Below are 25,258 nucleotides of genomic sequence, written 5' to 3'. Positions count from 1 at the left end.
ATGCAAATATTAATGATAAACTTTATCATTTGCAATAAAAAACAAACAATAATTAAGAAATATGAATTGAATATGGTCAAACCTTGTGAGCAAAAAAATATTTTCAGGTTTATAAAAAAGATGGTTTGAAAAAGGTATTTTGTATATCTTTGATTGTTGTCATATAATGTGGCACTTTAAAAATTGCAATTACTATTTCTATATCGAGGAAGCCATGCAAGTAACTTCTGAAGCGGTTTCGGGCGTAGCCCGTCGTTTAAATGTATCTGTACCGACGAGCCGTGTTAATGAGCAATTCGAAGCTCGTTTAAAACGTACTGCTAAAACAGTTAAGATCAACGGCTTCCGTCCAGGTAAAGTGCCTTTAAATGTTGTTCGTCGTGAATACGGCGCGAGCATTTACCAAGAAGTGGTAAATGATGTTATTCGTGACACAGTATTCGAAGCAATTCAACAAGAGAAAATCAATGCTGTAGGCATGCCTAACATTGAAAAAGTTGAAAACAAAGAAGATGCTTTAGTTTATGAAGCAACTGTTGAAGTTTACCCAGAAGTTTCAGTTAAGTTTGACGGTTTAGAAGTTGAACGTAAATCTACTGAAGTAAATGATAAAGATGTGGATCAAATGATCGAAAATCTTCAAAAACAACGCGCGACTTGGACTGAAACAAAAGGCATGGCTAAAAAAGACATGCAAGTTACTTTTGATTTCGAAGGTTCTATTGACGGCGAAAAATTTGAAGGTGGTTCTGCTGAAGACTTCAAACTTGTACTAGGTTCTGGTCGTATGATCCCTGGCTTCGAAGACGGTATCGTTGGTATGAAGAAAGGCGAAGAGAAAGTAATTGATGTGACTTTCCCTGAAGATTACCAAGCAGAAAACCTTGCAGGTAAATCAGCTCAATTCAAAATCACAGTTAAGCTTGTTGAAAAACAAAAGCTTCCTGAGGTAGATGCTGAATTCCTAAAAATCTTTGGTTTAACTGAAGAAGAAGGTGTTGAGAAGTTAAAAGCTGACGTTCGCAAAAATATGGAACGTGAAGTGAAAAACGGTCTTCGTAATCAAGTGAAAGGTGCAACTTTTGATGCGCTTGTAGCTGCAAACGAAATCGAAGTGCCTGCATCTATGTTGTCTCAAGAAATTGACCGTCAACGTCAACAAATGATTCAACAGTTTACTCAACAGTTTGGTGCTCAAGGCGCTAAAGCTTTTGATTCAAGCATGCTTCCAGATGAATTATTCAAAGAGCAAGCTGAAAAATCAGTAAAATTAGGTGTTTTGGTGAGCAGTATTCTTGCTGAAGCAAAAATTGAAGTTGATCAAGCACGTGTAGAAGCTTATATCGAAGATATGGCGACTTCTTATGAAGATCCTACAGAAGTTATTGAATACTTCAAAAATGATAAGCAACAACGTGCACAAATCGAAGCTGTTGTTTTAGAAGATCAAGTTGTAGATCACATCTTAGCGTCTGCTAAAGTAACTGATAAAGCTGTTAGCTATGAAGAATTGTTGAAAGAACAACAAGCTCGTCAACAAGGCTAATCGGTTATCCGAAGGAAGAGGCGCTTAACGCGCCTTTTTTCTTGTAAAAAATATGGATCAACTTGTCCTGTATTCACAAAGCCTAATTAAAAAATATCTGATATTTAATGGTGAATATTTTGCATTTTCGACAATTATCCCTCATATTGTGAAAATGTATTGAGTGACAAAAAATTCAGGAATAAATAACGTATGTATGTTCCAACAATTGATAATGCTTTGGTTCCAGTTGTCGTAGAGCAATCATCTCGTGGTGAGCGTTCTTTTGATATTTTCTCGCGTCTTTTACGCGAACGTGTAATTTTCTTAACGGGTGAAGTTGAAGACAATATGGCGAACTTAATCGTTGCGCAAATGTTGTTCTTAGAAGCTGAGAACCCAGAAAAAGATATTCATTTGTACATTAACTCACCTGGTGGTTCAGTGACTGCGGGTATGGCAATTTACGATACGATGCAATTCATCAAACCAGATGTCGTGACGTATTGTATGGGCCAAGCGGCATCAATGGGCGCTTTTTTATTGAATGCTGGTGCTAAGGGTAAACGTTACTGCTTGGAAAACGCTCGTGTTATGATTCACCAACCATTGGGTGGTTTCCGTGGTCAAGCCTCAGATATTGAAATTCATGCACGTGAAATTCTATTTATTAAAGAGCGTTTGAACCGTCTAATGGCTGAACACAGTGGCCAAGATTACGAAACTGTTGCACGTGATACAGACCGTGATAACTTTATGACCGCTCAAGCTGCAAAAGAATATGGTTTGGTCGATGAAGTTTTAACGAAACGTCCGCAACTTTAAGCTGTAAAGCATAGAAATTTATTTGGAGTGAAGATGTCTGAAAATCCTCAAGGACAAAAGCATTGTTCATTTTGCGGTAAAACGCAGTCTGAAGTGGGTAAACTCATTGCAGGCGAGGACGCTTACATTTGTAATGAATGTGTAGATGTATGCTTAGATTTAGTTCAGACGAGCCAGCAAGTCGAAACTGGTGAATGGGCAACTCGTCCATTACCTAAGCCGCATGAAATTCGTGCAGCTTTAGATCAATATGTGATTGGTCAAGACACTGCGAAAAAAACGCTCTCTGTTGCGGTATATAACCACTATAAACGTCTTAAAGTGACTCAATCTACTGCAAAGTCAGAAGATCGTGTAGAACTTGCTAAAAGCAATATCTTACTCATAGGACCAACAGGTTCGGGTAAGACTTTATTGGCACAAACTTTAGCGCGCTTATTAGATGTCCCATTTGCGATGGCTGATGCAACGACATTAACTGAAGCTGGTTATGTTGGTGAAGATGTTGAGAATATCGTACAAAAATTGCTACAAAAAGCAGATTACGATGTTGAGAAAGCACAGAAGGGTATCATTTATATCGATGAGATCGATAAGATTACCCGTAAGTCTGAAAATCCTTCAATTACACGTGATGTCTCAGGTGAAGGTGTTCAACAAGCGCTTTTAAAAATGATCGAAGGGACGGTAGCTTCAATTCCACCTCAAGGTGGGCGTAAGCATCCACAGCAAGAGTTCATTCAAATTGATACGTCTAATATCCTGTTCATCTGCGGTGGTGCATTCTCTGGTTTGGAGCGTGTCGTTCAACAGCGTCAAGAAAAAGGTGGAATTGGTTTCACTGCTGACGTGAAGACTAAAGATGACTCTAAGAAGTTATCTGAATTATTTAGTCAGGTAGAAGCTGCCGATCTTGTGAAATTTGGTTTAATCCCTGAATTCATTGGTCGTCTGCCAGTGATTGCAACGCTCGAAGAATTGGACGAAGAAGCATTAATGCAAATTTTGACTGAACCAAAAAATGCATTAACGCGTCAGTATCAATACTTGTTCGAAATGGAAGATGTTGATCTATTGTTCGAAGATTCAGCATTGCGAGCAGTTGCGAAAAAAGCACTTGAGCGTAATACAGGTGCTCGTGGTCTACGTTCAATTCTTGAAAACGTCTTGCTCGATACGATGTACGATTTACCAAGTCGCTCTGATATTGGTACTGTTGTGATCAACGAAGCTGTGATCAATGAAAATGCTGAACCAGAATATCGAGCTGAGCGCCAACCTAAACAAGAACAACAAGTTGAAGAAAAGGTCGATTTAAAGATTTTAGATACTAAATCTGCTTAATTGATTGTAATTCATCTGAAACGCGTAAAAAGTCCCACTTTTTGCGCGTTTTTTGTTTTTAATCTCGGATTGAGATGATAATCTAACGATGACAAAAATATGACATAGAATAAAAAGTATTCGTGATGAGGGATAATCATGCGATCAACCGTAGCAGTATGTGCTTTGAGTCTGTTTCTTGTGGCATGCCAGACACATAAAGGGCTTAACGAAAATAATCAAACTCATGTGGTTTCAACGTTAAAACCGGTAGATTTTAGTGAGAAAAAATCTTTTGTATCTCAGAAGCTAGATCAATATAAAGTTGCAGGATTTGATCTGGGCTCATGGGTGAATCAAAAACCAGGACAGTTTTTCAGCCGTGTAAAACCTCAACATCAGCAAGCCGCAGTGTTGTATCTGTACCGTCCTGATAGTAAGTGGAATCGTCAGGAAATTATTGCACCGAGTTTTTTTCTAAATGGTAAGCGCATTCCGAGTTTAATCAGCAATCATTATTATTGGATAGAGCTGGCGGAAGGGGATTATCAACTTAGTATCAGTCGACCTTTAACTGTGATGCATTTTCAAAAACCTTTGGTTGCAAGTTTTAGTGTTAAAGCGGGGCAGCAGTATTTCTTAAAATATGAAGAAGAACAGTTTCGAGGTGGACCAAATGGTAGTGAAGATCTCCTCAGAGTTGGACCATTAATGCAAATGCCAACAAAACAGGCATTAAGAGAAATTGGCATGACTCAGTTGAAAACGCCTGGGCTTAACTATGTTGCCGTTATTCAACCGAACGGAACATTGCAAAAATCAAAAGAAAAAATTAAAAATAAAGAATATAAAGCCAGTGATGATGTGCGCTTAACAGAACCTTTTAAGATATATGATCCACGCACATGGTAACTCTGATTCAGCAGAAAGGTTTTAGCTTATTTCGAGTCAGTATGAATACTTTGTTTTTGTAGTTGTTCTAATTTCTTTTGAACTTCAGCAAAATTCTTTTCTGTAGATTGTAAAGAGCCTGCAAGTTGTTGATTCAGGATTTTCATGGATTCTTGAGCAACAAGTGGACCTTTATTTAAAATGGATTGACCTGTTGGAGAGGAGTAAAAGTCGATCTGGGCTTGAACTTCTTGGGCATCATAGACATCTTTATAAATTTTGAGATAGATCGGTTTAAGTTTTTCCCAAGAAGTTTGCTTAATATTTTCTTGGTGAATTTTATCAGCCAGCTCATTGGCAATAACTTGTTGTTGTGGTGTTAATTTTCCGGCCTTAACAATATTTTGAACAATGCTATAGGCCTGTTGATCAATTTGAGGTCGGATTTGTTTAAGCGTACTTTGTAAGAGCTGATCTAAATTCAATACTTGTATGAGTTTTTCGATTTGTTGATCAGTCGCTTGAGCTGCCATAACCGCAGGTGAGCAGATCATGCATCCGCTCAAAAATAATGTTCTTAAAATTTTCATGAGTATTCTCGGTATAAAAAAGCACCCTAATGATAGAGTGCTTTTTGAACTTGAGACAAGTCGAACATTATTTATTGTGCAGCTGCATCTACAACTGGAATTTTACCAATTTTAGCCTGCCAAATTTTTGGTGCAGTTGCGTGAACTGATGTGCCGTTAACGTCTACTGCAACAGATACAGGCATATCTTTAACCACGAACTTATAGATTGCTTCCATACCTAAATCTTCAAAAGCGACAACTTCCGCTTCACGAATTGCTTTAGATACCAGATACGCAGCACCGCCTACAGCCATGAGGTAAGTTGCTTTATTGTCTTTGATTGCTTCAATCGCAGCAGGACCGCGGTCCGCTTTACCAATCATACCGAAAAGACCAGTTGCTTCTAAAACTTGACGTGTGAACTTATCCATACGTGTTGCAGTTGTTGGACCTGCAGGACCTACAACTTCGTCACCCACTGGATCAACAGGACCAACGTAGTAAATGAACTTACCTTTAAGGTCTACAGGAAGCTCTTCACCGTTGTTTAACATATCAACCATACGTTTGTGCGCAGCGTCACGACCTGTATAGATTGTACCGTTAAGAAGAAGCGTATCACCTGGTTTCCAAGAGTTCATTTCTTCTTGTGTGATGCTATCTAAGTCAATACGTTTAGAAGAAGATGAGTCCCAAGTGACTTCAGGATAGTCTTCAAGTTTAGGTGCAATAATATTCGCAACACCTGTACCGTCTAGTGTGAAGTGTGCGTGACGAGTCGCAGCACAGTTCGGAATCATACCCACTGGTTTGCCCGCAGCGTGACAAGGGTAGTCTTTAATTTTGATGTCTAGAACAGTCGTTAAGCCGCCAAGACCTTGTGCACCGATACCTAAAGCATTTACTTTCTCGAAGATTTCGATACGAAGTTCTTCAAGTTTATTTTGTGGACCACGACGAAGTAATTCGTCCATGTTGATCTCTTCCATCAATGCTTCTTTTGCAAGCATCATGGCTTTTTCAGCAGTACCACCGATACCAATACCAAGCATACCAGGAGGACACCAGCCTGCACCCATGGTTGGTACAGTTTTCAGTACCCAGTCCACGATTGAATCAGATGGGTTTAACATTGCAAGTTTAGATTTATTTTCTGAACCACCGCCTTTTGCTGCAACAGTGATATCTACTTTGTTACCTGGAACAAGTTTATGGTAGATCACAGCAGGGGTGTTGTCTTTCGTATTCTTACGGCCAAAAGCAGGATCAGCAAGTACAGATGCACGAAGTACGTTAGAGTTTTCTAAGTAACCTTGGCGAACCCCTTCGTTAATCGCGTCGTCTAAGCTCATTGTTAAATCAAATTTAACGTCCATGCCCACTTCAACGAATACGTTGACGATACCAGTATCTTGACAGATCGGACGGTGACCTTCGGCACACATACGTGAGTTGATTAAGATTTGTGCGATCGCATCTTTGGCTGCTTTGTTTTCTTCACGGTCATACGCACGACTCATTGCTTGGATGAAGTCTTGTGGATGATAGTAAGAAATGAACTGAAGCGCATCTTTAACGGATGTGATCAAGTCGTCTTGCTTGATAATAGTTGTCATACAAATATCTCTTGAGCGGGCTGATAGCTAGCGGGCTAAATTATAAGACAAAATGATTCAATTGTGGCTTTTTTGCTGAGGAATTGGGCGAAAGTTTAATTGGGAACACTGAGGGTTATTTTTCTAAATAATTTAAAAGAGGTTAGAGTTAGTTCTAACTTTATTAACTCATATAAAAGCAGGATTAATGAATAAATTAATCCTGTTTGGAAATAAATTTTATTTTTAAAATTCTTCAATTTTTTAAGATTTCGAAGTCAAGCTACATCTTGCTTATGTTGATGAAAATCTGAATTATTTTTTGCCGTTGGTCTATATGGTGCATCTTTCAATCCTAGGTTTTCTCTTAATGTTTCACCTTCGTACTCCGTTTTATGTAAACCACGCTGTTGTAAAATAGGTACAACATGATCAACAAAATCTATAAAAGTACCTGGTGTGTAAGATGGTGAAATCAAGAAGCCATCGGCTTCTTCACTATGGAAAATTTCTTCAATCTGATCCGCTATTTGTTCCGCAGTTCCAATCAGTTGAGGAAGTAAAACACCTTGAGCGTAAAGTTGACCTATATCACGAATGGTTAGATTATCTTTATCAGAAAGCCGTTTAGCGAGATTGAACAAGCCTTGCGAACCTGGTACCTCAATGTTGGAGATACCTTCATCTAAATGATATTGAGAAAAATCATGATCAGTATGAGCTGACAAAGTAATTAAACCAGAAATTGGGTCAGCCTTTTCATTGTGAAATTTTTGCTGTGCTAGTGCTGCTTCTTTAGTTTCGCCGATAAATGGAATGAATGCAGGAAAAATTTTAATTTGATCAGGATTACGACCATGGGAGATCGCTCGACGTTTCAGATCTTGATAAAATGCTTTACGACCTTCACTGGTTGGATCAATTTCAAAGATCGCTTCTCCCCATTTTGCAGCAAAATCACGACCACGATCTGATGCCCCAGCTTGGAAAAATACTGGGCGACGTTGTGGAGATCTAGGAACAGAAAGCGGACCTTGCACATTGAAGTTGCTAGTTTTATGCCCTGTAATATTGATCTTGTTAGGGTCTGCAAATGTACCAGATTCTTTGTCTGCAAGTATTGCATCTGCTTCCCAACTGTTCCAAAGTTTCAAAGCGAGGTCAACAAATTCCTCAGCACGGTCGTAACGTAAGGATCGGTCTAAAATATCTAAGTGTCCAAAATTTTTGCTCTCAGCTTCATTTAATGAAGTAACAATATTCCAGCCTATTCTACCATTTGATAAATGATCAATCGTTGCGAACGCACGAGCGATGTCAAATGGACTAAAATGTGTGACTGATTTAGTGACAGCAACCCCTAGATATTTTGTAACAGCGGCAATACTTGTTGCAACGTGAAGAGGGTCGAGGCTTGCTGTAAATTGAACGCCTTTTTGAATCGATGCTTCAATTGAATTCCCAAATCGTTCTGGAAAAGCAAGCATGTCTGCAAAAAAGACAAAATCAAATTTCCCCCTTTCTAATGTCTTGGCAATTTCGTGATAGTAGGAGGCTCGTGTAAAATCAATTCGACTTTCAGGATGTCGCCACGCAGAATGACTATGCGTGACATGTGAAGCCATGGTGAAACCAGCAAGATGAAGTTTTTTCGACATGGATTGATGCTCTCATTATGAATACATCTACCTTAATGTGATTGTTTTTTTAAAAAAAATAATTAATTTAGAAATCTTTTTATAATAAAAATATTTATGATTTAATGAATAGTTTATGTATAAAAATTAATCTCAACGAATTAAACCAATATTAATCCAATGCTTAAAAATACGTTGATAAATATCATAGATAAATAAAAATATTTGAGATCCAAATTTTTTCCAAATATAAATCCCAAAAAAGGTGATGATAAAAGCAAGATAAAATGCACCGATCATATCAAGAGGGAAGTGAACGCCAAGATAAATACGCGACCATGCGACACTTAATGCAAATACAAAAAAGATTGCGGCAAGTTTAAAACATCGAGAAAATAAAAAACCAAAAGCTACAGAGCTGAAAAATAACATATGATCGCTAGGAAATGATCCATTTGCTTTGTGTTCAAGTAGCGTCATTCCTATGGGGATGGCAAAGGGGCGAGGGCTATAAATAAAGTGAGAAATTAGCTGACTTGTAGCGAATGCTAAAATAGTCACAAAGAATATTCTAAGCAGAGTTTCTTTCGTATTTTTACTGACTAAGAACCATCCGATAAAGAAAAAACAGATCACAAAATAAAACAGATCATGTGCAATAAAAAATGCAAATCGAATTAATCCTGTTGATGAGTCAGGAGAAACGTTGAGTACATCGAATAGAAAATAATTAAATTGTTGTAGGGTCATGAATGAAGATTAAGAATGAGATGAACTATCTTTATCAAAAATATTACTTGAAACGTACGGTTAATTTGTCATTTTATGTGTACCATAGAAACGTTTTGAAGATGCCTTTTTAATCATCATAAAAAGGCATCTAATTTAATTAAGCAGATTGTTGATCTGCTTGAATAGCGGTGAGTGCAATAGTGAAAACAATGTCATCGACCAAAGCTCCTCGAGATAAGTCGTTGACCGGCTTATTTAAACCTTGCAACATTGGTCCAACACTTACAACGTTTGCAGAGCGCTGAACAGCTTTATAGGTGGTATTACCTGTATTAAGATCTGGGAAAATAAAGACATTGGCGCGTCCAGCCACTTGAGAGTCAGGAGCCTTAGAACGTCCCACACTTTCGACAGATGCAGCATCATATTGAAGGGGGCCATCAATCAATAAATCTGGACGACGTTGTTTTGCGATGCGTGTTGCTTCAGCAACTTTTTCAACATCAGCACCTGTACCAGATGTACCAGTTGAATATGAAATCATGGCAATACGTGGATCAATACCAAACGCTTTGGCTGAGTCGGCAGATTGAATCGCGATTTCAGCAAGTTGCTCTGCATTAGGATCTGGATTGATTGCACAGTCACCATAAACATACACTTCATCTGGTAATAACATAAAGAAAACAGACGAAACTAAAGAGTAATCAGGTGCCGTTTTAATCAACTGAAATGCAGGGCGAACTGTATTGGCTGTGGTATGAACTGCACCTGAAACTAATCCATCCACTTGATCTAGTGCTAGCATCATGGTTCCAAGAACAACTGTATCTTGTAACTGTTCTTTCGCTTGCAGTTCATTTAACTTGCCTTTACGCAACTCAACCATTGGTGCAACATAGTTGTCCCGGATGAGATCTGGATCAATAATTTCTAAATCATCAGGTAATTCAATCCCTCGAGCTTTGGCTACATCTAAAACTGCTTCTGGTTTTGCCAGTAAGATACAGTGAGCAATACCACGTGATTGGCAGATCGCGGCTGCTTGAATCGTACGAGGTTCATCACCTTCAGGAAGAACAATTCTTTTCTTCGCTGCAATTGATTTTTGTACCAACTCATGACGGAATGCAGATGGAGAAAGACGTGGTTGGTATGAGCCATTCAGCAACTGCGTTACCCAATCCGTATCAATATGGCTAGATACAAATCGAGTGACTTGTTCAGCGCGAGCAGTATCATCTACAGGAATTTCGTTGCTTAAATTAGCCAATTGAGTCGCTGTTTCAAATGTACTCAATGGTGTGTGTAAAATAGGTAAGCCCTGTTTTATCGCAGCTTGGCAGAAAGCTAGTACTTGTTGATTAGGTGCATAATGTTCAGTCAGTACTAAACCTGCAAGAGGAATACCATTGCTGCTTGCCAAACTACTTGCAAGTAAGACATCAATACGATCTGATGCGCTAATAATTAGTTCGCCTGCCGTGAATTTGTGCAGTTCGCGCTCGATATTTGAAGCGATCAGGCTACTATGCAGAACACGTCGTTGTGCAGCCTCACCTAAGTTAATCCATTCTGCTTGAATATGTTGCGCGATATCAGACATTCGCGGCACACTTAAAGTATTACTAAATGGTACTAATGCAATAACAGGAAGTTGTTCGGAACCAATCAGTGGATGTGTTTTTTGAATTTCCCCAACAAATTGTTGGGTCTCTTGTGTCAGACGCAGACTTGGATCAATGGTCACTGGAATCTGTGCAGACTCCTCGGACAGACCTTTGGTTCGCATGAACAGCACACCAGCTGTTCGGTTGCTGTTTGCTCCACCAAAATTACGTAATTGGGTTTCTACTTTTTCTGCTGTATAGGCTGGTTGTTTGATATCAGCATTGCTCACAATGATGACTTTCGCATCTAGTGCTTGAGCAAGTTGAGCATTCAGTTCAGATGCAAAACTATCACGACTATTTGGAACTAACCCTTCCACAATAATAAGATCATGTTTTTTAGCAATTTGACGATGTAGACGAACAGCTTCTTCTAATAACTCATCACTTTCACCAGCATTTAATTGCTGAACTACATTTTGATATGAGATTGGTTCAACTGTTTCGTGCTGAGAAACATGGCGGAATAACGCTGTGGTGCGATCGAAATTTTCAGCATGTACTTCTTGTGAAAATGGCTTAATAAAACCAGCTTTTACACCTTGACACTCAAGTGCATAAATTAAGCCTAAACACGCTGATGTCAGACCTACACCTTCACCAGTTGGAACAAGTACAATTGTTTTCATATCATCAAAATCTATATCTAAAAATAAAAAAGAAATATGTAAATATGTCTGAGCGAGCGACTACTTAAGCAGTCGCGGTTTCAAGTTCAGACTTTTTTTCAGATGAATTCACATCTCCGATTTGATTCACCACATGTTCTGTTTCTTGTGCAATACGTCCTTCTTCATCTGTAGGAATGACCCAAATTTGCGGACCAGTACCATTATCAATACGACCTTCAGTACCGCGAGCTAATTGGTTATTTTTTTCTTTGCTAAAGTTAAAACCAAAATGTGGCAAATAAGATAATGTTTTTTCACGGATAAATGCTGAGTTTTCACCAATACCACCTGTGAAGAATAAGCCATCAAGACGAGGTAAACCACAGCTGAGTGCTGCTAATGATTTAGCAAGACGATAGCAGAATACTTCAATAGCAAGTGCAGCATCTTCATTGCCTTCTTCTGAAGCTTCGATAAGTGTTCGCATATCGTTTGACAGGTTTGAAAGTCCTAATAAACCAGATTGGCTATTGAGCATTCTGTCAATTTTGTAAATGTCCCATCCTAGGTTTTTGGCTAAAAAATTATGTAAACTTGGATCTACATCACCACTACGGGTACCCATCACTAAACCTTCGAGTGGCGTTAATCCCATAGAGGTATCAACACTTTTACCATTCCAAATTGCACAAGTAGAACTACCATTGCCTAAATGAGCGGTGAGCCAACCACCTTCACGGAAACTACCAGCAAGCTCAGAACCACGATCTGATACATAGGCATGGCTTGTGCCGTGGAATCCATAGCGGCGAACATTATGTTCAGTGTATAAAAATTTTGGTACCGCATAACGATAGGCATGCGCTGGCATTGTTTGATGGAACGCTGTATCAAACACTGCAACTTGCGGTAAGTCTGGGAACAAACGTTTAGTCGCTTCGATCCCAACGAGATGTGCAGGATTATGTAATGGAGCTAAAGGTGTTGCTTCACGGATTTTTTCAATAATTTCATCGGTGATTAACTCTGCTTGAGTTAAAGAACCACCATGTACAATACGATGACCAATGGCATCAGGCTTGTGATTCGCTAAGCGAGATAATCCAACTTCAAGTGCTTCTTTATGGTCTGCATTTGGAATACGAATATCAACTGGTTCGTTGCCTACAGTCACGCCTTTGATGCGCGCTTCTGGCGTACCTAAGTTTTCAGCAAGACCATGAATTCGGAAATCTTGATCTTTAAGTAATAATGCAAACTTGATCGAAGAAGAACCGCAATTGATGATAAGAACTGAATGAGGCATGGTGTGTTCCTTTACTGGCAATTTTAATATTTCGTTTGTTTTCTTCCAAATGAACAAAAAATGTTATTTCTTGATCGTGAAGCATTTGTATCATGCGTTTTTTTATTGTCCTAGATAGACTTTAGGTGATTAGACTTAAGCACTATCGACCACTAAGGCAATAATAATTAAAATTTATAGTCTTTCTTTATTCATTTATTAAATAAATGATGGTTATGTTTTAATTAAATTGTATGCGTAAAACATAGCATGTATTGTATTTTTTATATACCACTTCTGGTTTGTAATTGATTTAATTTATACGTTTTTTATTTCGTTATGAAGAGTTGAATCACTCAAAAACAAAGCCCTTTACTCAAAGGGCTTTGTTTTTTTAAGTTAGGTTTATTGACGGATTTGGCCATCGCCTAAAACAATCCATTTTTGTGAGGTGAGTCCTTCTAATCCGACTGGACCTCTGGCATGAATTTTATCTGTTGAAATACCGATTTCAGCACCTAAACCATATTCAAAACCATCAGCAAAACGGGTAGAGGCATTGACCATGACCGAACTTGAATCGACGCGAGTAAGGAATTTTCGGGCCGTGCTAAAGTTTTCAGTAATAATCGAATCAGTGTGATGCGATCCGTATTTATTGATATGCAAAATTGCTTCATCAACGCCACTGACCACTTTAACCGCTAAAATAGGTCCTAGATATTCCTCATACCAGTCTTCTTCGGTCGCAGTTTTAATCTGTTCACCTAAAATTGCTTTGACTTTCAAGCAACCACGCAACTCAACTTGTTTTTCAGCATAAAGTTCAGCAATGCGAGGCAGAAAGTCATCAGCAACTTTTTCATCAACCAGCAGCGTTTCCATAGCATTACATACGCCATAGCGATGAGTTTTTGCATTTAACGCAATTGGCAATGCTTTTTGTAGATCTGCTTGAGCCTCAACGAAGACATGACAGTTACCATCAAGATGTTTGATTACAGGAATAGTTGCTTCACGTGTAATACGTTCAATTAAGCCTTTGCCACCACGTGGAACAATAACGTCAACATACTCAGAGAGTGTAATTAATTGCCCAACTGCAGCACGATCTGCTGTATTGACAACTTGGACTGCGTTGACTGGTACACCAGCTTGCTCTAAACCTTTTTGAATTGCGGTAGCAATGGCTTTGTTTGACTCTAATGCTTCTGAACCACCGCGAAGAATGATGGCATTGCCAGACTTAATCGCTAAAGAGGCTGCTTCTAGAGTGACGTTAGGACGTGATTCATAAATCATACCTACGACACCTAAAGGCACTCGCATTTTTCCAAGCTGAATACCAGACGGGCGATAAGCTAGGTCGGTAATTTCACCAATGGGATCAATTAAACTGATGACATCTTTAAGACCTTGTAACATTCCACTGAAGCGTGTGGGTGTAAGTTCCAAACGATCGAGTAATGCGCTGTCTAAATTGTTTTCATGACCACGAGTCATGTCTAGTTTATTCGCAGCTAGAATTTGAGCTTGATGGTCTTCCAAAGCGGTATGGATTGCCGTCAAAGCATTATTTCGTTCAAAAGTCGAAGATCCAGCCAAAAAGCGTGAAGCTTCACGCGCATTCTGACCGACGACTTGCATGTACTGTTCGATGGAGTCTTGCATAGCAGTTTAACTGATCATTTTAAAATCTCATTCAAATAGTAGCAGCGCAGATGACAACAATCTATGTTTATCAGCGAAAAAAGCTAAGTTGATAAAACTTGTAACTATTTTTAGAACCTAACGGCAGTTAAAAAAGATAAAAGGTGAATTCTTGCATTGCGCAGATTTCATGCATCTGTATAAAATGAAATGAATGTTAATTATGTTGCATAATCATAACGAATTGAGAGTATGATCAAATTAACGGCTGTGAAAACAAAACAATAAAGCCAAATGGAGATAAGGGAATGAATTCCATGATAAAAATGGAGCTTGAAGATTATTCAGTTGAAGACAGCACTCATTTTTTTGATCTGTACCATAAAAATAGTTTTAAAGAGCCGCCACGAACCACGTGGATCGATGGATGGAAAATTGAATATATGGCGATCGCATCGCCAGAAACACTGCACCAGACGCCAACGCTGATTGTCGGAGGCGCATTTCAAAATTTTAATTCATATAAATATTGCGTTGAACAGCTCTTTGAGAAAGGACCTGTTATTTTAATCGACTTACCATCTTTAGGTTCAAATCAACAAATCCACAATCGTGATACTGGAATTTCTGCTGGTACTCTAGAGCTACCAGAGCTTTCAAAAATGTTAGGTCAATGGTTGGATTTGGTGGAGATTAAGAAAGTCTCTGTCATGGGGATGTCATTAGGCTCTGTGGTTGCTTCCTGTTTTGCTCATTATCGCCCAGAACTGGTAGATCGATTGATTCTGATGGGCGTCATGCAGAAGACGCGTAAAAGCTGGCGTATGTTGCTTGAAGAGTCATTAATATTGATGCAAGAGCAACGTATGGATGAGTTTGGTCAGGCTGTCATTTTGTACTTGGTGAATCATGCAAAATTAGATCAAACGCGTATGTCTCCAACAGCTAAACGACTTTTTTATAAGCAGATGTCTGAGTTTGATATCGCTGAGCGTGAGCGATATGAAATTAACTGTAATCGTTTATTGCGTCTTTCCCATGTTCCAATTCCGATGTGTAAAACATTGGTCGCATGTGGTCAATTCGATAGTTTTACTTTGCCATTTGAGAATGCGAATTTTGCCTTGCAATGTCCAGATGTTGAGTTTGCAATGATTGCAAATGCGGATCATGTGCCTCAACTGCAACGTCGTAAAGAAACCATGAATCTTTTTACCAGTTTCTTAAAAGGCGAATCGATTCAAAATCTAGATGGGATCATTTATTTAGATAAAGACCAAATGCAATCTTTGGATCGTAGAGGGGAAGTTCGATTTGCCCTTAAAAATGCACATTCTGTTTTAATTCATCAAACAAATGCAGAACGTTTTGAAGTTGAAATTAAAGACCTGAATTACTTTGGTGTATCATTCTTTTTGGATGACCCATCTCAAGTTGAAGTCTTACAGGAAGATGCTCGAAGTTTTGCAATTGAATTTGAGGATGAGCAAGGACATTTTGCTGTCGAATGTTTAATGTTCGATTTTATTGGAAATGAAGTAAGAGCATTATTCAAGCATGGTTATTTTGAAGTAGCTGATCGCTTACTTCAATTTATAGATACCCATAAACACAATGACAGCGTGGATTAGGCTGTCATTGAATTCAATTGAATCAGAAAATAGACTCTTCTTAATATTTAGATAAACGAATCATTATTTTATTGCATGAATCATCCATACTAGATCACCAAGATGCTGATCTGTATCCATATTTTGATTCTTTTTTTCAAAATACAGTTGAGGTTGAATGACTTCAACTTCAGTAAAACCTGACAGTTTAAAAAAGTGCTGTACCTCTAAAGGGTTTTTAAAGTGGAAGGTAAATGCACTTCTTGAAGCGTATTTGAGTAATTTGCTGCTCGACCAGATTAAGTTAGCCAGTTTATGTTGGACAGGTTCGGGATAAAGGTCAGTTAAATAATGAAGCGTTTGGAATGGTTGACCAAAACGTACAATTGAATTCAGCAATTGTTTGAGTAAATCTTGATTAAAATAATTGATTAATCCTTCACTGATAATCACTAGCGGTCGTGTTGGGTCGAATTCGTCAAAAGCTGTTTTGAAATCATCCGTGAATAAGTCTGCTGATAAAACTTTAGGGCTTTCGGGATCGATTTTATTCAAAGCGGATTGTTTTGTGGCAGCCATGTCTGGTAAATCTAATTCGCGATAATCTATTTCGGGATAATGAGATCTAAACCACCAACCACGAGGTGAAAGTCCCGCTGCAATTTCTAAAATTTGCAGGTTTGGATATTGTTTGATTAATAATTTTAAATGGTCGTCTAATAATGTATGTCGTGTCTTCAGGGTTGAACGCATACTTCCACCGACAAACCTCTCAGCCATACTTTCAAAAGGGTGAGCGAATTGCGCCAACGCTTTGCCTTTCGAAGTCGCAAATGCTTCGTGAGAGATACCCATTTGGTACCAAATATAGCCAGTGTAGTGAGCAGTAAACGAAATATGACGGTGCTTTGATTGTTTTGATTGAGACATACACATCCTTAGCTATGATTATTATTGGATTGGTCAAGATAAAGGGAGCATTAGAATGCTCCCTTTATTATTAAAATGATTGTCTAAAATCTTCAATGACCTTTTTGACAGATTTCCATTCGTTGCCTAAGTCAAGTTGTTCACCAATGCGAATCTCTTGAATCTTACCGCGCATACGCTCTAAGCGTTCTTGGTTCGGCAATGGATAATTCTCTATGGCACTGAGCGCGACACATGCAGATTCCCGATTATTGCAGACTAAGCCCATATCACAGCCAGCTTCAAGTGCGGCTTTGATACGAGCATCTGCACCACCTGCAACACAAGCTGCTTGCATACTTAAGTCATCAGAAAACAAGACACCGTCAAACTGAAGTGTTTCACGTAGTACTTTTTGAACCCAATACTGAGAAAAACCAGCAGGATTTGGATCTACTTTTTCATAAATCACATGTGCTGGCATGAGTGCGTCAAGTTGAGGTTGGAGTTGAATAAAGCTTTGCATATCTTGAGCTTCAATTTCAGCATAACGTCGTGTATCCACAGCTGCCGCAATATGTGAATCTGCTTTAACCGAGCCATGGCCAGGGAAGTGTTTCCCCGTGGTTGCCATACCAGCGCGTTTCATACCTTGCATAAAGGCTTGGGCTAAAGGGATGATATCTGAGATATTTTTAGCAAAAGCACGGTCACCAATAACATCGCTGATGTCGTTAAGGTCTAATACAGGTGCAAAGCTGAAATCGATCCCGACTGCAAGAACTTCGGTAGCCATGAGCCAACCGCATTGTTCAGCCAATTCAATTGCTCGATCTGGCTGACTTAAATAGAGCTCACCGAAACGTCCCATGGCAGGAAGGAGAGTGAAGCCTTGTTTTAAACGTTGTACGCGTCCGCCTTCTTGATCGACTGCAATTAAAATATCGGGGCGAACTTGGCGCATATGATCCGTTAAGGCGCGAACTTGTTGAGGTGATTCAATATTTCTTCCAAACAAAATGACTCCACCAACTTGTGGAGATTGTAGGAGTTGAATATCTTCTTGATTAAGTGTTTTGCCCTCAATATCAAGCATCAATGCGCCAATCATAGTGGAATCCGTGATTCTAATTTTAAAAGAGAAAACAATACCCGAATATTGCAATGATTTGCTACATTTTCTCCGTACAGATTATGATAAAACTATACGGCAGAAATAAAAAAGTTGTTTAAGGTTTTGAATATTAATATTTCTATCTGAAAACAATAGTGTAAATTTGGTTTATCCAAGGAAAGACAAATTCGTTATGAAACTTCAAACAATCGCTTGCGCGGTAGCCATTGCCACTGGTGGTTTATTTTTTGGTCATACAATTAATGTTGCGATCGCAGCGAATGAACCAGTGGTTCAACAGGTTCAGAATATAAAGCCCACACAAGAACAAGCTTTAGTTTCAAGACAATTAGCAACTTTGGTGGATCGTCAGCACTATTTAAATATGCGTTTAGATGCTACGACCTCACAACGTATTTTTGATATGTATATTGATAGTCTTGATCCTGACCATAGTCTTTTCTTGGCAGATGAAGTGGCAAACTATAAGAAAAAATACGGACCAACTTTTGGAGCGGCGCTTAAATCAGGTAACCTTGAAGGACCTTATGCCATTCACGCTCAATACCGTGATCGTTTAAAGTCATTCTATGAGTTTATGTTGGCGGAGTTAAAAAAACCGCAAAACTTAAATCAACCTAATGTGTTTATCGAGTCTGATCGTGAAAAGGCTCCATTTTTCAAAAATAAAGCTGAGCAAGAAAATCAATGGCGCAAAATGCTGGTGTCTCAGTTAATCAATTTAACGATTGCTAAAGAAGAAGATTTGGCTAAGCAAAAAGCGCTGAAAGATGATCCTTCTTTAGCAGCAGGGCAAGATCTCACTTCAGCTGAAGATTTAACGCCAGTTCAGACTTTGACCAAGCGCTATATGCGTCAATTAGAACGTATGAAGCGTACAAAAAGCGATGACGTTTTAGAAAAAACGCTCAATGCTATGTTAGCGACTTATGACCCGCACAGTAATTATTTCCCACCAATCGATGCAATTGAGTTAAATCGTCAGACCACATTGCAGCTTGAGGGGATTGGTGTGTCGATCCGCCCAGAACGCGGGAATGAAGACTATACGCGTATCGAGACGATCGTAGATGGTGGTCCTGCGTTTAAGACAGGACAGGTTAAGTCTGGTGATCGTATTATTGGTGTCGCGCAAGACGGTGACAAAATGGTCGACGTCATTGGATGGACCAGTTCTGAAATCGTTGGATTGATCCGAGGTAAGCGTGGGACTAAAGTCACCATTAAATTGCTCGGACCTGGAGCATCTATGAGTCAGGCACGTACCGTAACTATCGTACGTGATGTGATTCAAGAAGAGGATGCAGGTGTACGTTCAAGAACAGTAGAAATTGTACGAGATGGCAAGAAACATAAAGTTGGGGTAGTCGAAATTCCATCGTTCTATTACAACTACCGTGCCCGTCGTGCTGGTGAAAGCTATCGTTCAGTATCTGAAGATACCAATAATGCATTGAAAAGTTTAGCTGCGCAAAATGTCGATGGCATTATCGTCGATCTTCGTAATAACCCTGGCGGTTCACTCGAAGAAGTGGCAAAAATGATTGGGCAAGTGATTAAATCTGGTCCAGTGGTTCAAATTCGGGATGGGAATGGTAACGTCAGTGTCTTCGAAGATCGTGATGGAGGCGCTCAAACCTACGCAGGTCCATTGGCTGTCATGGTGAATCTGGCTTCTGCATCAGCAAGTGAAATCTATTCAGCTGCTGTGCAGGATTATGGTCGTGGGATTGTGATTGGAAGTACTACGACAGGTAAGGGTACAGCTCAAGTTCAATTGGACAGCTTAGCGTATGGTCAAGCGACATTGACGCAACGAAAGTTTTACCGTGTTACTGGTGGAAGCACACAAAATAAAGGGGTTGTGCCTGATATTCAATTGGTTGATATCTACGATGAAGAGTTTGGGGAGCGTAAAGCTAAGAATGCTTTAGAGTGGGATACCATCCCTACAGCTCCTTTCAAACGTGAGGGAGAAGTGCAAGCCTTTGTACCAAAATTAGCTGCTCATTCAAAACAGCGTGTTGCGAATGATATTCAATTTAAGTATTTAGAAGCGCGTAAAGCGATTTCGCAGAAAGCTAAAGAGAATAAACAAATCGTGTTGGATATCGATCAACGTAAAGCTGAACTCATCGCTTTGGAAAAAGAAACGTTGGCAGGAGAAAACAAACGCCGTATAGCAATGGGTAAAACTGCTTATCCAAATTGGGAAAGTTATCAGGCATCGATGGAAGCTTTGGCTGAATCGCGTGCTAAGATGAAAACTAATCAACGCCCACCTTTACCTGAAGAAGAAGCATTTGTCACTGAATCAGCTCATATCTTGCTCGATTACATTGCCTTGCAAAAATAAAAATATTTATTGTTAAGTTTTACTTAAAAATGGCGTATTTTGATACGCCATTTTTTATGGATATCGCCGAAAAACAACTTGACGTTCAATGAGATGGTGATATTGTTGTAGGCGACAAATGCTCATTAAAAAGTTGAACCTTCTTACATTTATTTGCTGTACTTTTGGGGTTTAAATAAAATAAAAACAGGTTCAGGTACGGATAAGTCTCTATATGATTCATATGAGTTACGATTATGCAATGGTGGCGGGTTCTGCTGTGGCGGCAGTGATCGTCTGCTTTATTGCTATTTCATTTGAACAACTCATTAGTACCCACAAAAACCCAGTTGGTCAAAAAGTGCTGCTCGGTGTAAGTGGCATGATATTTGGTCTTGCGATTTGGGTCATGCATTTTGTTGGAATGCTGGCTTGTCATTTACCCGAAGATCATAGTTTCGATATAGGTTTAACGCTATTCTCTTATGTGATCGCAGCTCTCGCTTCAATTTTTGCCATATGGCTCACGACTAGATCTACACTTCCTTTAGCTAGACTGGTTTTGGGTGCACTTCTGATGGGTTTCGGTATTTCAGGTATGCACTATACTGGAATGGCGGGATTGATCGTTCCCAACTACATTATTCGTTATGACACCATTTTAGTGATTTTTTCTGTGCTGATTGCTGTATGTGGTTCAGGATTGTCATTCTGGCTGATGTTTAAATATAAGCGTACCTATCACAATAAATTGGCTTTCAAGCTTGCTGTGGCATTCATGATCGCTTTTAGTATTGTGGGAATGCATTATATTGGTATGGCGGCTGCGACTTTCCAACCCGTAGATGCCAAATATGCAGCATTGAATCAACTCCATGAAGGTCAAGGTTTATTACTTTTTGTCATTATATTTGTCACCTGCTTGGTTTTAGTGGTCAGTTTTTTTGTCGCTATTTTAGAATTACGACTTGAAGAGCGAAATCAACAACTAATCAAAATGAATAAGGAATTGGAAAGCCTTGCCCTTCAAGATAATTTGACCAAACTTCCAAATCGACTTTTTTTGCTTGATTACACCACTTCATTATTTTCACTTCACCAATCTAAAGATCATAAAGTTGCATTCATTTATATTGATTTAGATCGTTTCAAGGCAGTAAATGATGCTTTTGGACATCATATTGGTGATCAGCTTTTAGTGAATTTAGCGCATCGACTTCATGAATTACTCGAAAAAAACCAAAAATTAATTCGTATTGGTGGTGATGAGTTTTTATTGGTTGTTGAAGATTTTTCTACAGACCAAATTGATCAAGTTGCCAATCTAGTATTGAGTAAAATCCAAGAAGGCTTTGTGATTTCGGGGAAGGAAATCAATATCTCAGCAAGTTTAGGTGTGGTCTATTATCCAGATCATGGTGCTGATTTACATGATTTGTTGGTGAATGCTGATGCTGCAATGCTGATGTCCAAAGAGCAAGGTCGCAATACTTATAGTGTGTTTAACTATTCATTAGATCAACAAGAAATCGCACGTAGCCAATCAAAACTTATTAATGATTTGTATCGTGCTGTTGAAGAACAACAATTCATTTTATTTTATCAGCCGAAATTCACAGCAGATTTTAAAATTTGTGGCGTTGAAGCTTTAATTCGTTGGAAGCATCCAAGTCTAGGACTTCTAGCACCAAATATGTTTATTGAGGGTGCGGAGCAAACAGGTCTTATTATTAAAATGGGCTACTGGGCCCTTGAACAAGCGTGTATACAGATTCAAGCTTGGCAAAAAAAGAAATTGCCTTTCTGCCCGATCGCTGTAAATTTATCAGCTGTTCAATTTGAACATAAAGCGCTGGTAGATACATTAAGATGTTTAATCACGCAATACCAGATCGATCCAGCCCATTTAATTATTGAGATTACTGAATCGACAGCAATGCATCATATCGATGTCAGTATTCGTACTTTTGAGAGCCTGCGAAACCTGGGGATTGGGCTTGCGATTGATGATTTTGGAACAGGTCATTCAAGCTTCTTATATTTAAAGAATCTCCCGGTAGATGAACTTAAAATTGACCGTGAATTTATTCGAAATCTTTCACCCAATACTAAAGATGAAATTATCTTAGAAAGTATTATTGTATTGGCTAAACGTTTAGGTTTGGTGGTGACGGCTGAAGGCGTTGAAACTCAAAAACAAGCCGATATCTTAAAACGTCTAGGTTGTCAGCAATTACAAGGCTATTTATTGGGCATGCCATTACCTGTGGATCGTTTGGAAAGCACATTTAAGAACTATTAACTTCTGGTCAGTTTCTAATTCATCACATTCACATTCGGTATTGATCTGCTACAATATCGCCAATTTTTATTTTGATCTTTTTTGATCTTCTAAACTGCATGTCTGCAGTAGGTGTTATTCATGAGCTTTAAGCAAGAGTTAGCGGAGCAAGTTGCTCAGCGACGTACATTTGCCATTATTTCCCACCCCGATGCGGGTAAAACCACAATGACGGAAAAGTTATTGTTGTGGGGGCAAGCGATCCAAGTTGCAGGTATGGTAAAAAGCCGTAAATCTGACCGTGCTGCGACATCAGATTGGATGGAAATGGAAAAAGAGCGTGGTATCTCGATCACGACCTCTGTGATGCAGTTCCCTTATAAAGACAAAATGATCAACCTGCTCGATACACCAGGGCATGAAGATTTCTCTGAAGATACATATCGTACCCTTACAGCCGTAGACTCAGCGTTGATGGTGATTGATGGTGCTAAAGGTGTCGAAGATCGTACTATTAAGTTAATGGACGTGTGTCGTATGCGTGACACACCAATTATTTCATTCGTCAACAAAATGGACCGTGAAATCCGTGAGCCGCTTGAGCTCCTCGACGAAATCGAAAATGTCCTGAAAATTAAATGTGTACCGATTACTTGGCCAATGGGTACAGGTAAAGATTTCGCAGGTGTATTTAACCTGATCGAAGAAAAATTCTATGTCTATAAAGCAGGTTTTGGTTCAACCATTACAGATATCGAAATTCGTGACGGTTATGACCATGCTGACCTTCGTGAAAAAGTCGGTGAATTAGCTTGGGCTGCATTTGAAGAGTCACTAGAATTAGTTCAAATGGCAAATGAACCGCTTGATCGTGAAGAATTCTTAGCAGGGCGTCAAACTCCAGTATTGTTTGGTACAGCGTTGGGTAACTTTGGTGTAGACCATGTCTTAAATGCATTTAGTGAATATGCACCACCACCAAAAGCACATCCTACCCAAGACCGTAAAGTTGAAGCGACTGAAGAGGGTTTCTCTGGTTTTGTCTTTAAAATTCAAGCCAATATGGACCCTAAACACCGAGATCGTATTGCTTTCATGCGTATCTGTTCAGGCAAATATGAAAAAGGCTTGAAAATGAAGCATGTTCGTATTGGGAAAGATGTGCGTATTTCAGATGCATTAACCTTCTTGGCAGGTGATCGTCAGCATTTAGAAGAGGCATGGCCAGGCGACATTATTGGTTTACACAACCATGGTACGATTCAAATCGGCGATACTTTCACTTCGGGTGAAAACTTGCAATTCACAGGTATTCCTCACTTCGCTCCTGAAATGTTCCGTCGTGTTCGTTTAAAAGATCCTTTGAAATCGAAGCAACTTCAAAAAGGTTTAAAAGAGCTTTCAGAGGAAGGTGCAACTCAGGTATTTATGCCACAAAACAGTAATGATCTTATTGTAGGTGCTGTGGGTGTTCTTCAATTCGAAGTTGTTGCTTATCGTTTAAAAGAAGAATACAAAGTAGATTGTATTTACGAGCCTGTGAGCATTAACACTGTTCGTTGGGTTTCATGTCCAGATGAGAAAAAATTTAATGAATTTAAGAAAAAAGCACATGACCAACTTTCAGTTGATGGTGGTGGGCATTTAACGTACTTAGCACCTAGCCGTGTCAATTTACAATTAATGCAAGAGCGTTATCCTGATATTGTTTTCCGTAATACACGTGAACATTAATTTTGCTTGAAAATGTAAAACAGCTTCCTCGTGAAGCTGTTTTTGTATCAGAATAACCAATGCTTTAATTTTGGTTGATTCTTGTGATTACTCTAAACTTACAAAAAAAACGATTGCGTATTCTTCTTGCTACTTTAGTCATTGGGGTGGCATCTTGTGAAAAACAACCAGAGTCTACGGCACAAAAGTCAGCGCAGTCAGCCCAAGTTAAAAACGCTGATGTGCTACCATACTTAAATGATGACGCGTTTCAAGTTGAAATAAAGAGCGAAAATTGCACAAAATCGGTCTGCGAAAAAATTGAAATTTTAAGTCTAAAAACCGCGGATCAGTGGGTCAATCAACAGCTTAACAACCATTTGGCTTTTGTGATCCAAGATCAAATTAATGAAAAAGAAAAATTGAGTTTGGATCAATCCATAGAAACTTATATAAGTCGCTCTGAATCATGGATGAAGGAGTTTTCACTGAATCAGCCTTATGAGCTGGATATACTGACGCAAGTCGCCACCCAACGAAATCAATATGTGTTGATCCAATTCATCGTAAATACAAAACAAGCTGAAGTGATCGTTAAAGATCGTGGTTACTTTATGGTATTGGATCGAAAGCAGAAAAAAGTTTTACAGTTGCAGGATGTGATTCAAAAGAACCAAATTAATGACTTTGAAAGAATGCTTCAGGTGTCCTATCAAAAATGGTTAAAGGCCCAGACTAGTGAAGTGAGAAGTATCGCTCCAGTGAATCTCAGCTGGCAAAATCAGGAATGGTTCTTTGATGGTGAAGGGATTGGTGTTCATATTCGTGCGAACGAAATTGTCAAAGGTGGTGAGCAATTGGATATCTATTTGAATCATGCTCAAACCAAGCAAGTAGTTGTGCCGCAGATCGTTCAAAAGATGTTTTGAAATATTACAAATATTGTAATGTAGCATATA

The 25,258-nt window shown here is 39.0% G+C and carries 18 protein-coding genes; 9 read left to right on the top strand and 9 right to left on the bottom strand.

Translation table 11 applies throughout. The features are described from left to right. The first annotated feature begins 214 nt into the window (after nucleotides 1-214). The 4 genes from tig to AC1M9C_RS08025 all read left to right on the top strand — a co-directional run bounded on the left by tig (nucleotide 215) and on the right by AC1M9C_RS08025 (nucleotide 4,585). Entirely contained in the window at nucleotides 215-1,546 is a 1,332-nt protein-coding gene (gene tig / locus AC1M9C_RS08040) for a trigger factor (protein ID WP_481587580.1), read from the top strand. Nucleotides 1,547-1,738: 192 nt separating this feature from the next. Then, the gene (gene clpP, locus AC1M9C_RS08035; RefSeq protein WP_035265270.1) at nucleotides 1,739-2,350 is read left to right on the top strand and encodes an ATP-dependent Clp endopeptidase proteolytic subunit ClpP; all 612 of its coding nucleotides are present in this window, start codon (nucleotides 1,739-1,741) and stop codon (nucleotides 2,348-2,350) included. A gap of 33 nt (nucleotides 2,351-2,383) precedes the next feature. After that, nucleotides 2,384-3,694: an ATP-dependent protease ATP-binding subunit ClpX gene (gene clpX, locus AC1M9C_RS08030; protein ID WP_179998657.1), complete on the top strand. Its 1,311-nt coding sequence runs from the start codon at nucleotides 2,384-2,386 to the stop codon at nucleotides 3,692-3,694. 138 nt (nucleotides 3,695-3,832) lie between these two features. After that, the gene (locus AC1M9C_RS08025) at nucleotides 3,833-4,585 is read left to right on the top strand and encodes a DUF2846 domain-containing protein (protein ID WP_481953499.1); all 753 of its coding nucleotides are present in this window, start codon (nucleotides 3,833-3,835) and stop codon (nucleotides 4,583-4,585) included. A gap of 26 nt (nucleotides 4,586-4,611) precedes the next feature. Here the strand turns inward: AC1M9C_RS08025 and AC1M9C_RS08020 are convergent, their stop codons facing one another. The 7 genes from AC1M9C_RS08020 to AC1M9C_RS07990 form a co-directional block, all read right to left on the bottom strand. After that, nucleotides 4,612-5,154: a DUF2059 domain-containing protein gene (locus tag AC1M9C_RS08020; RefSeq protein ID WP_481953498.1), complete on the bottom strand. Its 543-nt coding sequence runs from the start codon at nucleotides 5,152-5,154 to the stop codon at nucleotides 4,612-4,614. 71 nt (nucleotides 5,155-5,225) lie between these two features. Further along, on the bottom strand, nucleotides 5,226-6,752 hold the full coding sequence (locus AC1M9C_RS08015) for a fumarate hydratase (protein ID WP_481953497.1): 1,527 nt from the start codon (nucleotides 6,750-6,752) through the stop codon (nucleotides 5,226-5,228). A 257-nt stretch (nucleotides 6,753-7,009) separates the two neighbouring features. After that, nucleotides 7,010-8,389 (bottom strand): LLM class flavin-dependent oxidoreductase, encoded by a 1,380-nt coding sequence (locus AC1M9C_RS08010; RefSeq protein WP_481953496.1) that lies wholly within the window; start codon nucleotides 8,387-8,389, stop codon nucleotides 7,010-7,012. 132 nt (nucleotides 8,390-8,521) lie between these two features. Continuing rightward, nucleotides 8,522-9,118 carry a phosphatase PAP2 family protein gene (locus tag AC1M9C_RS08005; protein WP_481953495.1) on the bottom strand — a complete coding sequence of 199 codons (597 nt, stop codon included), beginning with the start codon at nucleotides 9,116-9,118 and terminating at the stop codon, nucleotides 8,522-8,524. A 139-nt stretch (nucleotides 9,119-9,257) separates the two neighbouring features. After that, the gene (gene pta, locus AC1M9C_RS08000; protein WP_481953494.1) at nucleotides 9,258-11,399 is read right to left on the bottom strand and encodes a phosphate acetyltransferase; all 2,142 of its coding nucleotides are present in this window, start codon (nucleotides 11,397-11,399) and stop codon (nucleotides 9,258-9,260) included. Between the two features lie 64 nt (nucleotides 11,400-11,463). Then, nucleotides 11,464-12,687, bottom strand: coding sequence for an acetate/propionate family kinase (locus AC1M9C_RS07995; RefSeq protein WP_481953493.1), 1,224 nt, complete (start codon nucleotides 12,685-12,687; stop codon nucleotides 11,464-11,466). A 384-nt stretch (nucleotides 12,688-13,071) separates the two neighbouring features. Next, nucleotides 13,072-14,337 carry a glutamate-5-semialdehyde dehydrogenase gene (locus AC1M9C_RS07990; RefSeq protein ID WP_179998649.1) on the bottom strand — a complete coding sequence of 422 codons (1,266 nt, stop codon included), beginning with the start codon at nucleotides 14,335-14,337 and terminating at the stop codon, nucleotides 13,072-13,074. Between the two features lie 287 nt (nucleotides 14,338-14,624). Between AC1M9C_RS07990 and AC1M9C_RS07985 the strand changes: the two genes are divergently transcribed. Beyond that, on the top strand, nucleotides 14,625-15,947 hold the full coding sequence (locus AC1M9C_RS07985; protein WP_481953492.1) for an alpha/beta fold hydrolase: 1,323 nt from the start codon (nucleotides 14,625-14,627) through the stop codon (nucleotides 15,945-15,947). Between the two features lie 63 nt (nucleotides 15,948-16,010). Here AC1M9C_RS07985 and AC1M9C_RS07980 read toward each other — a convergent pair whose 3' ends face one another. After that, on the bottom strand, nucleotides 16,011-16,856 hold the full coding sequence (locus AC1M9C_RS07980; RefSeq protein WP_481953491.1) for a class I SAM-dependent methyltransferase: 846 nt from the start codon (nucleotides 16,854-16,856) through the stop codon (nucleotides 16,011-16,013). A gap of 70 nt (nucleotides 16,857-16,926) precedes the next feature. Next, entirely contained in the window at nucleotides 16,927-17,946 is a 1,020-nt protein-coding gene (gene nagZ / locus AC1M9C_RS07975; protein ID WP_481953490.1) for a beta-N-acetylhexosaminidase, read from the bottom strand. 196 nt (nucleotides 17,947-18,142) lie between these two features. Here nagZ and AC1M9C_RS07970 point away from each other — a divergent pair, with 196 nt between their 5' ends. The 4 genes from AC1M9C_RS07970 to AC1M9C_RS07955 all read left to right on the top strand — a co-directional run bounded on the left by AC1M9C_RS07970 (nucleotide 18,143) and on the right by AC1M9C_RS07955 (nucleotide 25,228). Further along, nucleotides 18,143-20,326, top strand: a complete 2,184-nt coding sequence (locus AC1M9C_RS07970) for a carboxy terminal-processing peptidase (RefSeq protein WP_481953489.1) — start codon at nucleotides 18,143-18,145, stop codon at nucleotides 20,324-20,326. Nucleotides 20,327-20,540: 214 nt separating this feature from the next. Continuing rightward, nucleotides 20,541-22,607, top strand: a complete 2,067-nt coding sequence (locus tag AC1M9C_RS07965) for a putative bifunctional diguanylate cyclase/phosphodiesterase (protein WP_481953488.1) — start codon at nucleotides 20,541-20,543, stop codon at nucleotides 22,605-22,607. 120 nt (nucleotides 22,608-22,727) lie between these two features. After that, nucleotides 22,728-24,320 carry a peptide chain release factor 3 gene (locus AC1M9C_RS07960; RefSeq protein ID WP_481953487.1) on the top strand — a complete coding sequence of 531 codons (1,593 nt, stop codon included), beginning with the start codon at nucleotides 22,728-22,730 and terminating at the stop codon, nucleotides 24,318-24,320. Between the two features lie 83 nt (nucleotides 24,321-24,403). Beyond that, a complete protein-coding gene (locus tag AC1M9C_RS07955) occupies nucleotides 24,404-25,228 on the top strand; it encodes a hypothetical protein (RefSeq protein ID WP_481953486.1) in 825 nt (274 codons plus the stop codon). Nucleotides 25,229-25,258 lie beyond the last annotated feature (30 nt).

This window comes from Acinetobacter sp. 24-47-39 (genome assembly GCF_056783825.1).
This window is presented reverse-complemented; position numbering and strand designations above follow the sequence as displayed.

Excerpts from the sequence above, each read along its gene's own strand:
- AC1M9C_RS08005 (WP_481953495.1), bottom strand. The coding sequence starts at position 9,118 with ATGACCCTACAACAATTTAATTATTTTCTATTCGATGTACTCAACGTT.
- AC1M9C_RS08020 (WP_481953498.1), bottom strand. The coding sequence starts at position 5,154 with ATGAAAATTTTAAGAACATTATTTTTGAGCGGATGCATGATCTGCTCA.
- AC1M9C_RS08025 (WP_481953499.1), top strand. The coding sequence starts at position 3,833 with ATGCGATCAACCGTAGCAGTATGTGCTTTGAGTCTGTTTCTTGTGGCA.
- nagZ (WP_481953490.1), bottom strand. The coding sequence starts at position 17,946 with ATGATTGGCGCATTGATGCTTGATATTGAGGGCAAAACACTTAATCAA.
- clpX (WP_179998657.1), top strand. The coding sequence starts at position 2,384 with ATGTCTGAAAATCCTCAAGGACAAAAGCATTGTTCATTTTGCGGTAAA.
- pta (WP_481953494.1), bottom strand. The coding sequence starts at position 11,399 with ATGAAAACAATTGTACTTGTTCCAACTGGTGAAGGTGTAGGTCTGACA.
- AC1M9C_RS07990 (WP_179998649.1), bottom strand. The coding sequence starts at position 14,337 with ATGCAAGACTCCATCGAACAGTACATGCAAGTCGTCGGTCAGAATGCG.
- AC1M9C_RS08015 (WP_481953497.1), bottom strand. The coding sequence starts at position 6,752 with ATGACAACTATTATCAAGCAAGACGACTTGATCACATCCGTTAAAGAT.
- AC1M9C_RS07980 (WP_481953491.1), bottom strand. The coding sequence starts at position 16,856 with ATGTCTCAATCAAAACAATCAAAGCACCGTCATATTTCGTTTACTGCT.
- tig (WP_481587580.1), top strand. The coding sequence starts at position 215 with ATGCAAGTAACTTCTGAAGCGGTTTCGGGCGTAGCCCGTCGTTTAAAT.
- clpP (WP_035265270.1), top strand. The coding sequence starts at position 1,739 with ATGTATGTTCCAACAATTGATAATGCTTTGGTTCCAGTTGTCGTAGAG.
- AC1M9C_RS07960 (WP_481953487.1), top strand. The coding sequence starts at position 22,728 with ATGAGCTTTAAGCAAGAGTTAGCGGAGCAAGTTGCTCAGCGACGTACA.
- AC1M9C_RS07995 (WP_481953493.1), bottom strand. The coding sequence starts at position 12,687 with ATGCCTCATTCAGTTCTTATCATCAATTGCGGTTCTTCTTCGATCAAG.
- AC1M9C_RS08010 (WP_481953496.1), bottom strand. The coding sequence starts at position 8,389 with ATGTCGAAAAAACTTCATCTTGCTGGTTTCACCATGGCTTCACATGTC.
- AC1M9C_RS07965 (WP_481953488.1), top strand. The coding sequence starts at position 20,541 with ATGATTCATATGAGTTACGATTATGCAATGGTGGCGGGTTCTGCTGTG.
- AC1M9C_RS07985 (WP_481953492.1), top strand. The coding sequence starts at position 14,625 with ATGAATTCCATGATAAAAATGGAGCTTGAAGATTATTCAGTTGAAGAC.
- AC1M9C_RS07970 (WP_481953489.1), top strand. The coding sequence starts at position 18,143 with ATGAAACTTCAAACAATCGCTTGCGCGGTAGCCATTGCCACTGGTGGT.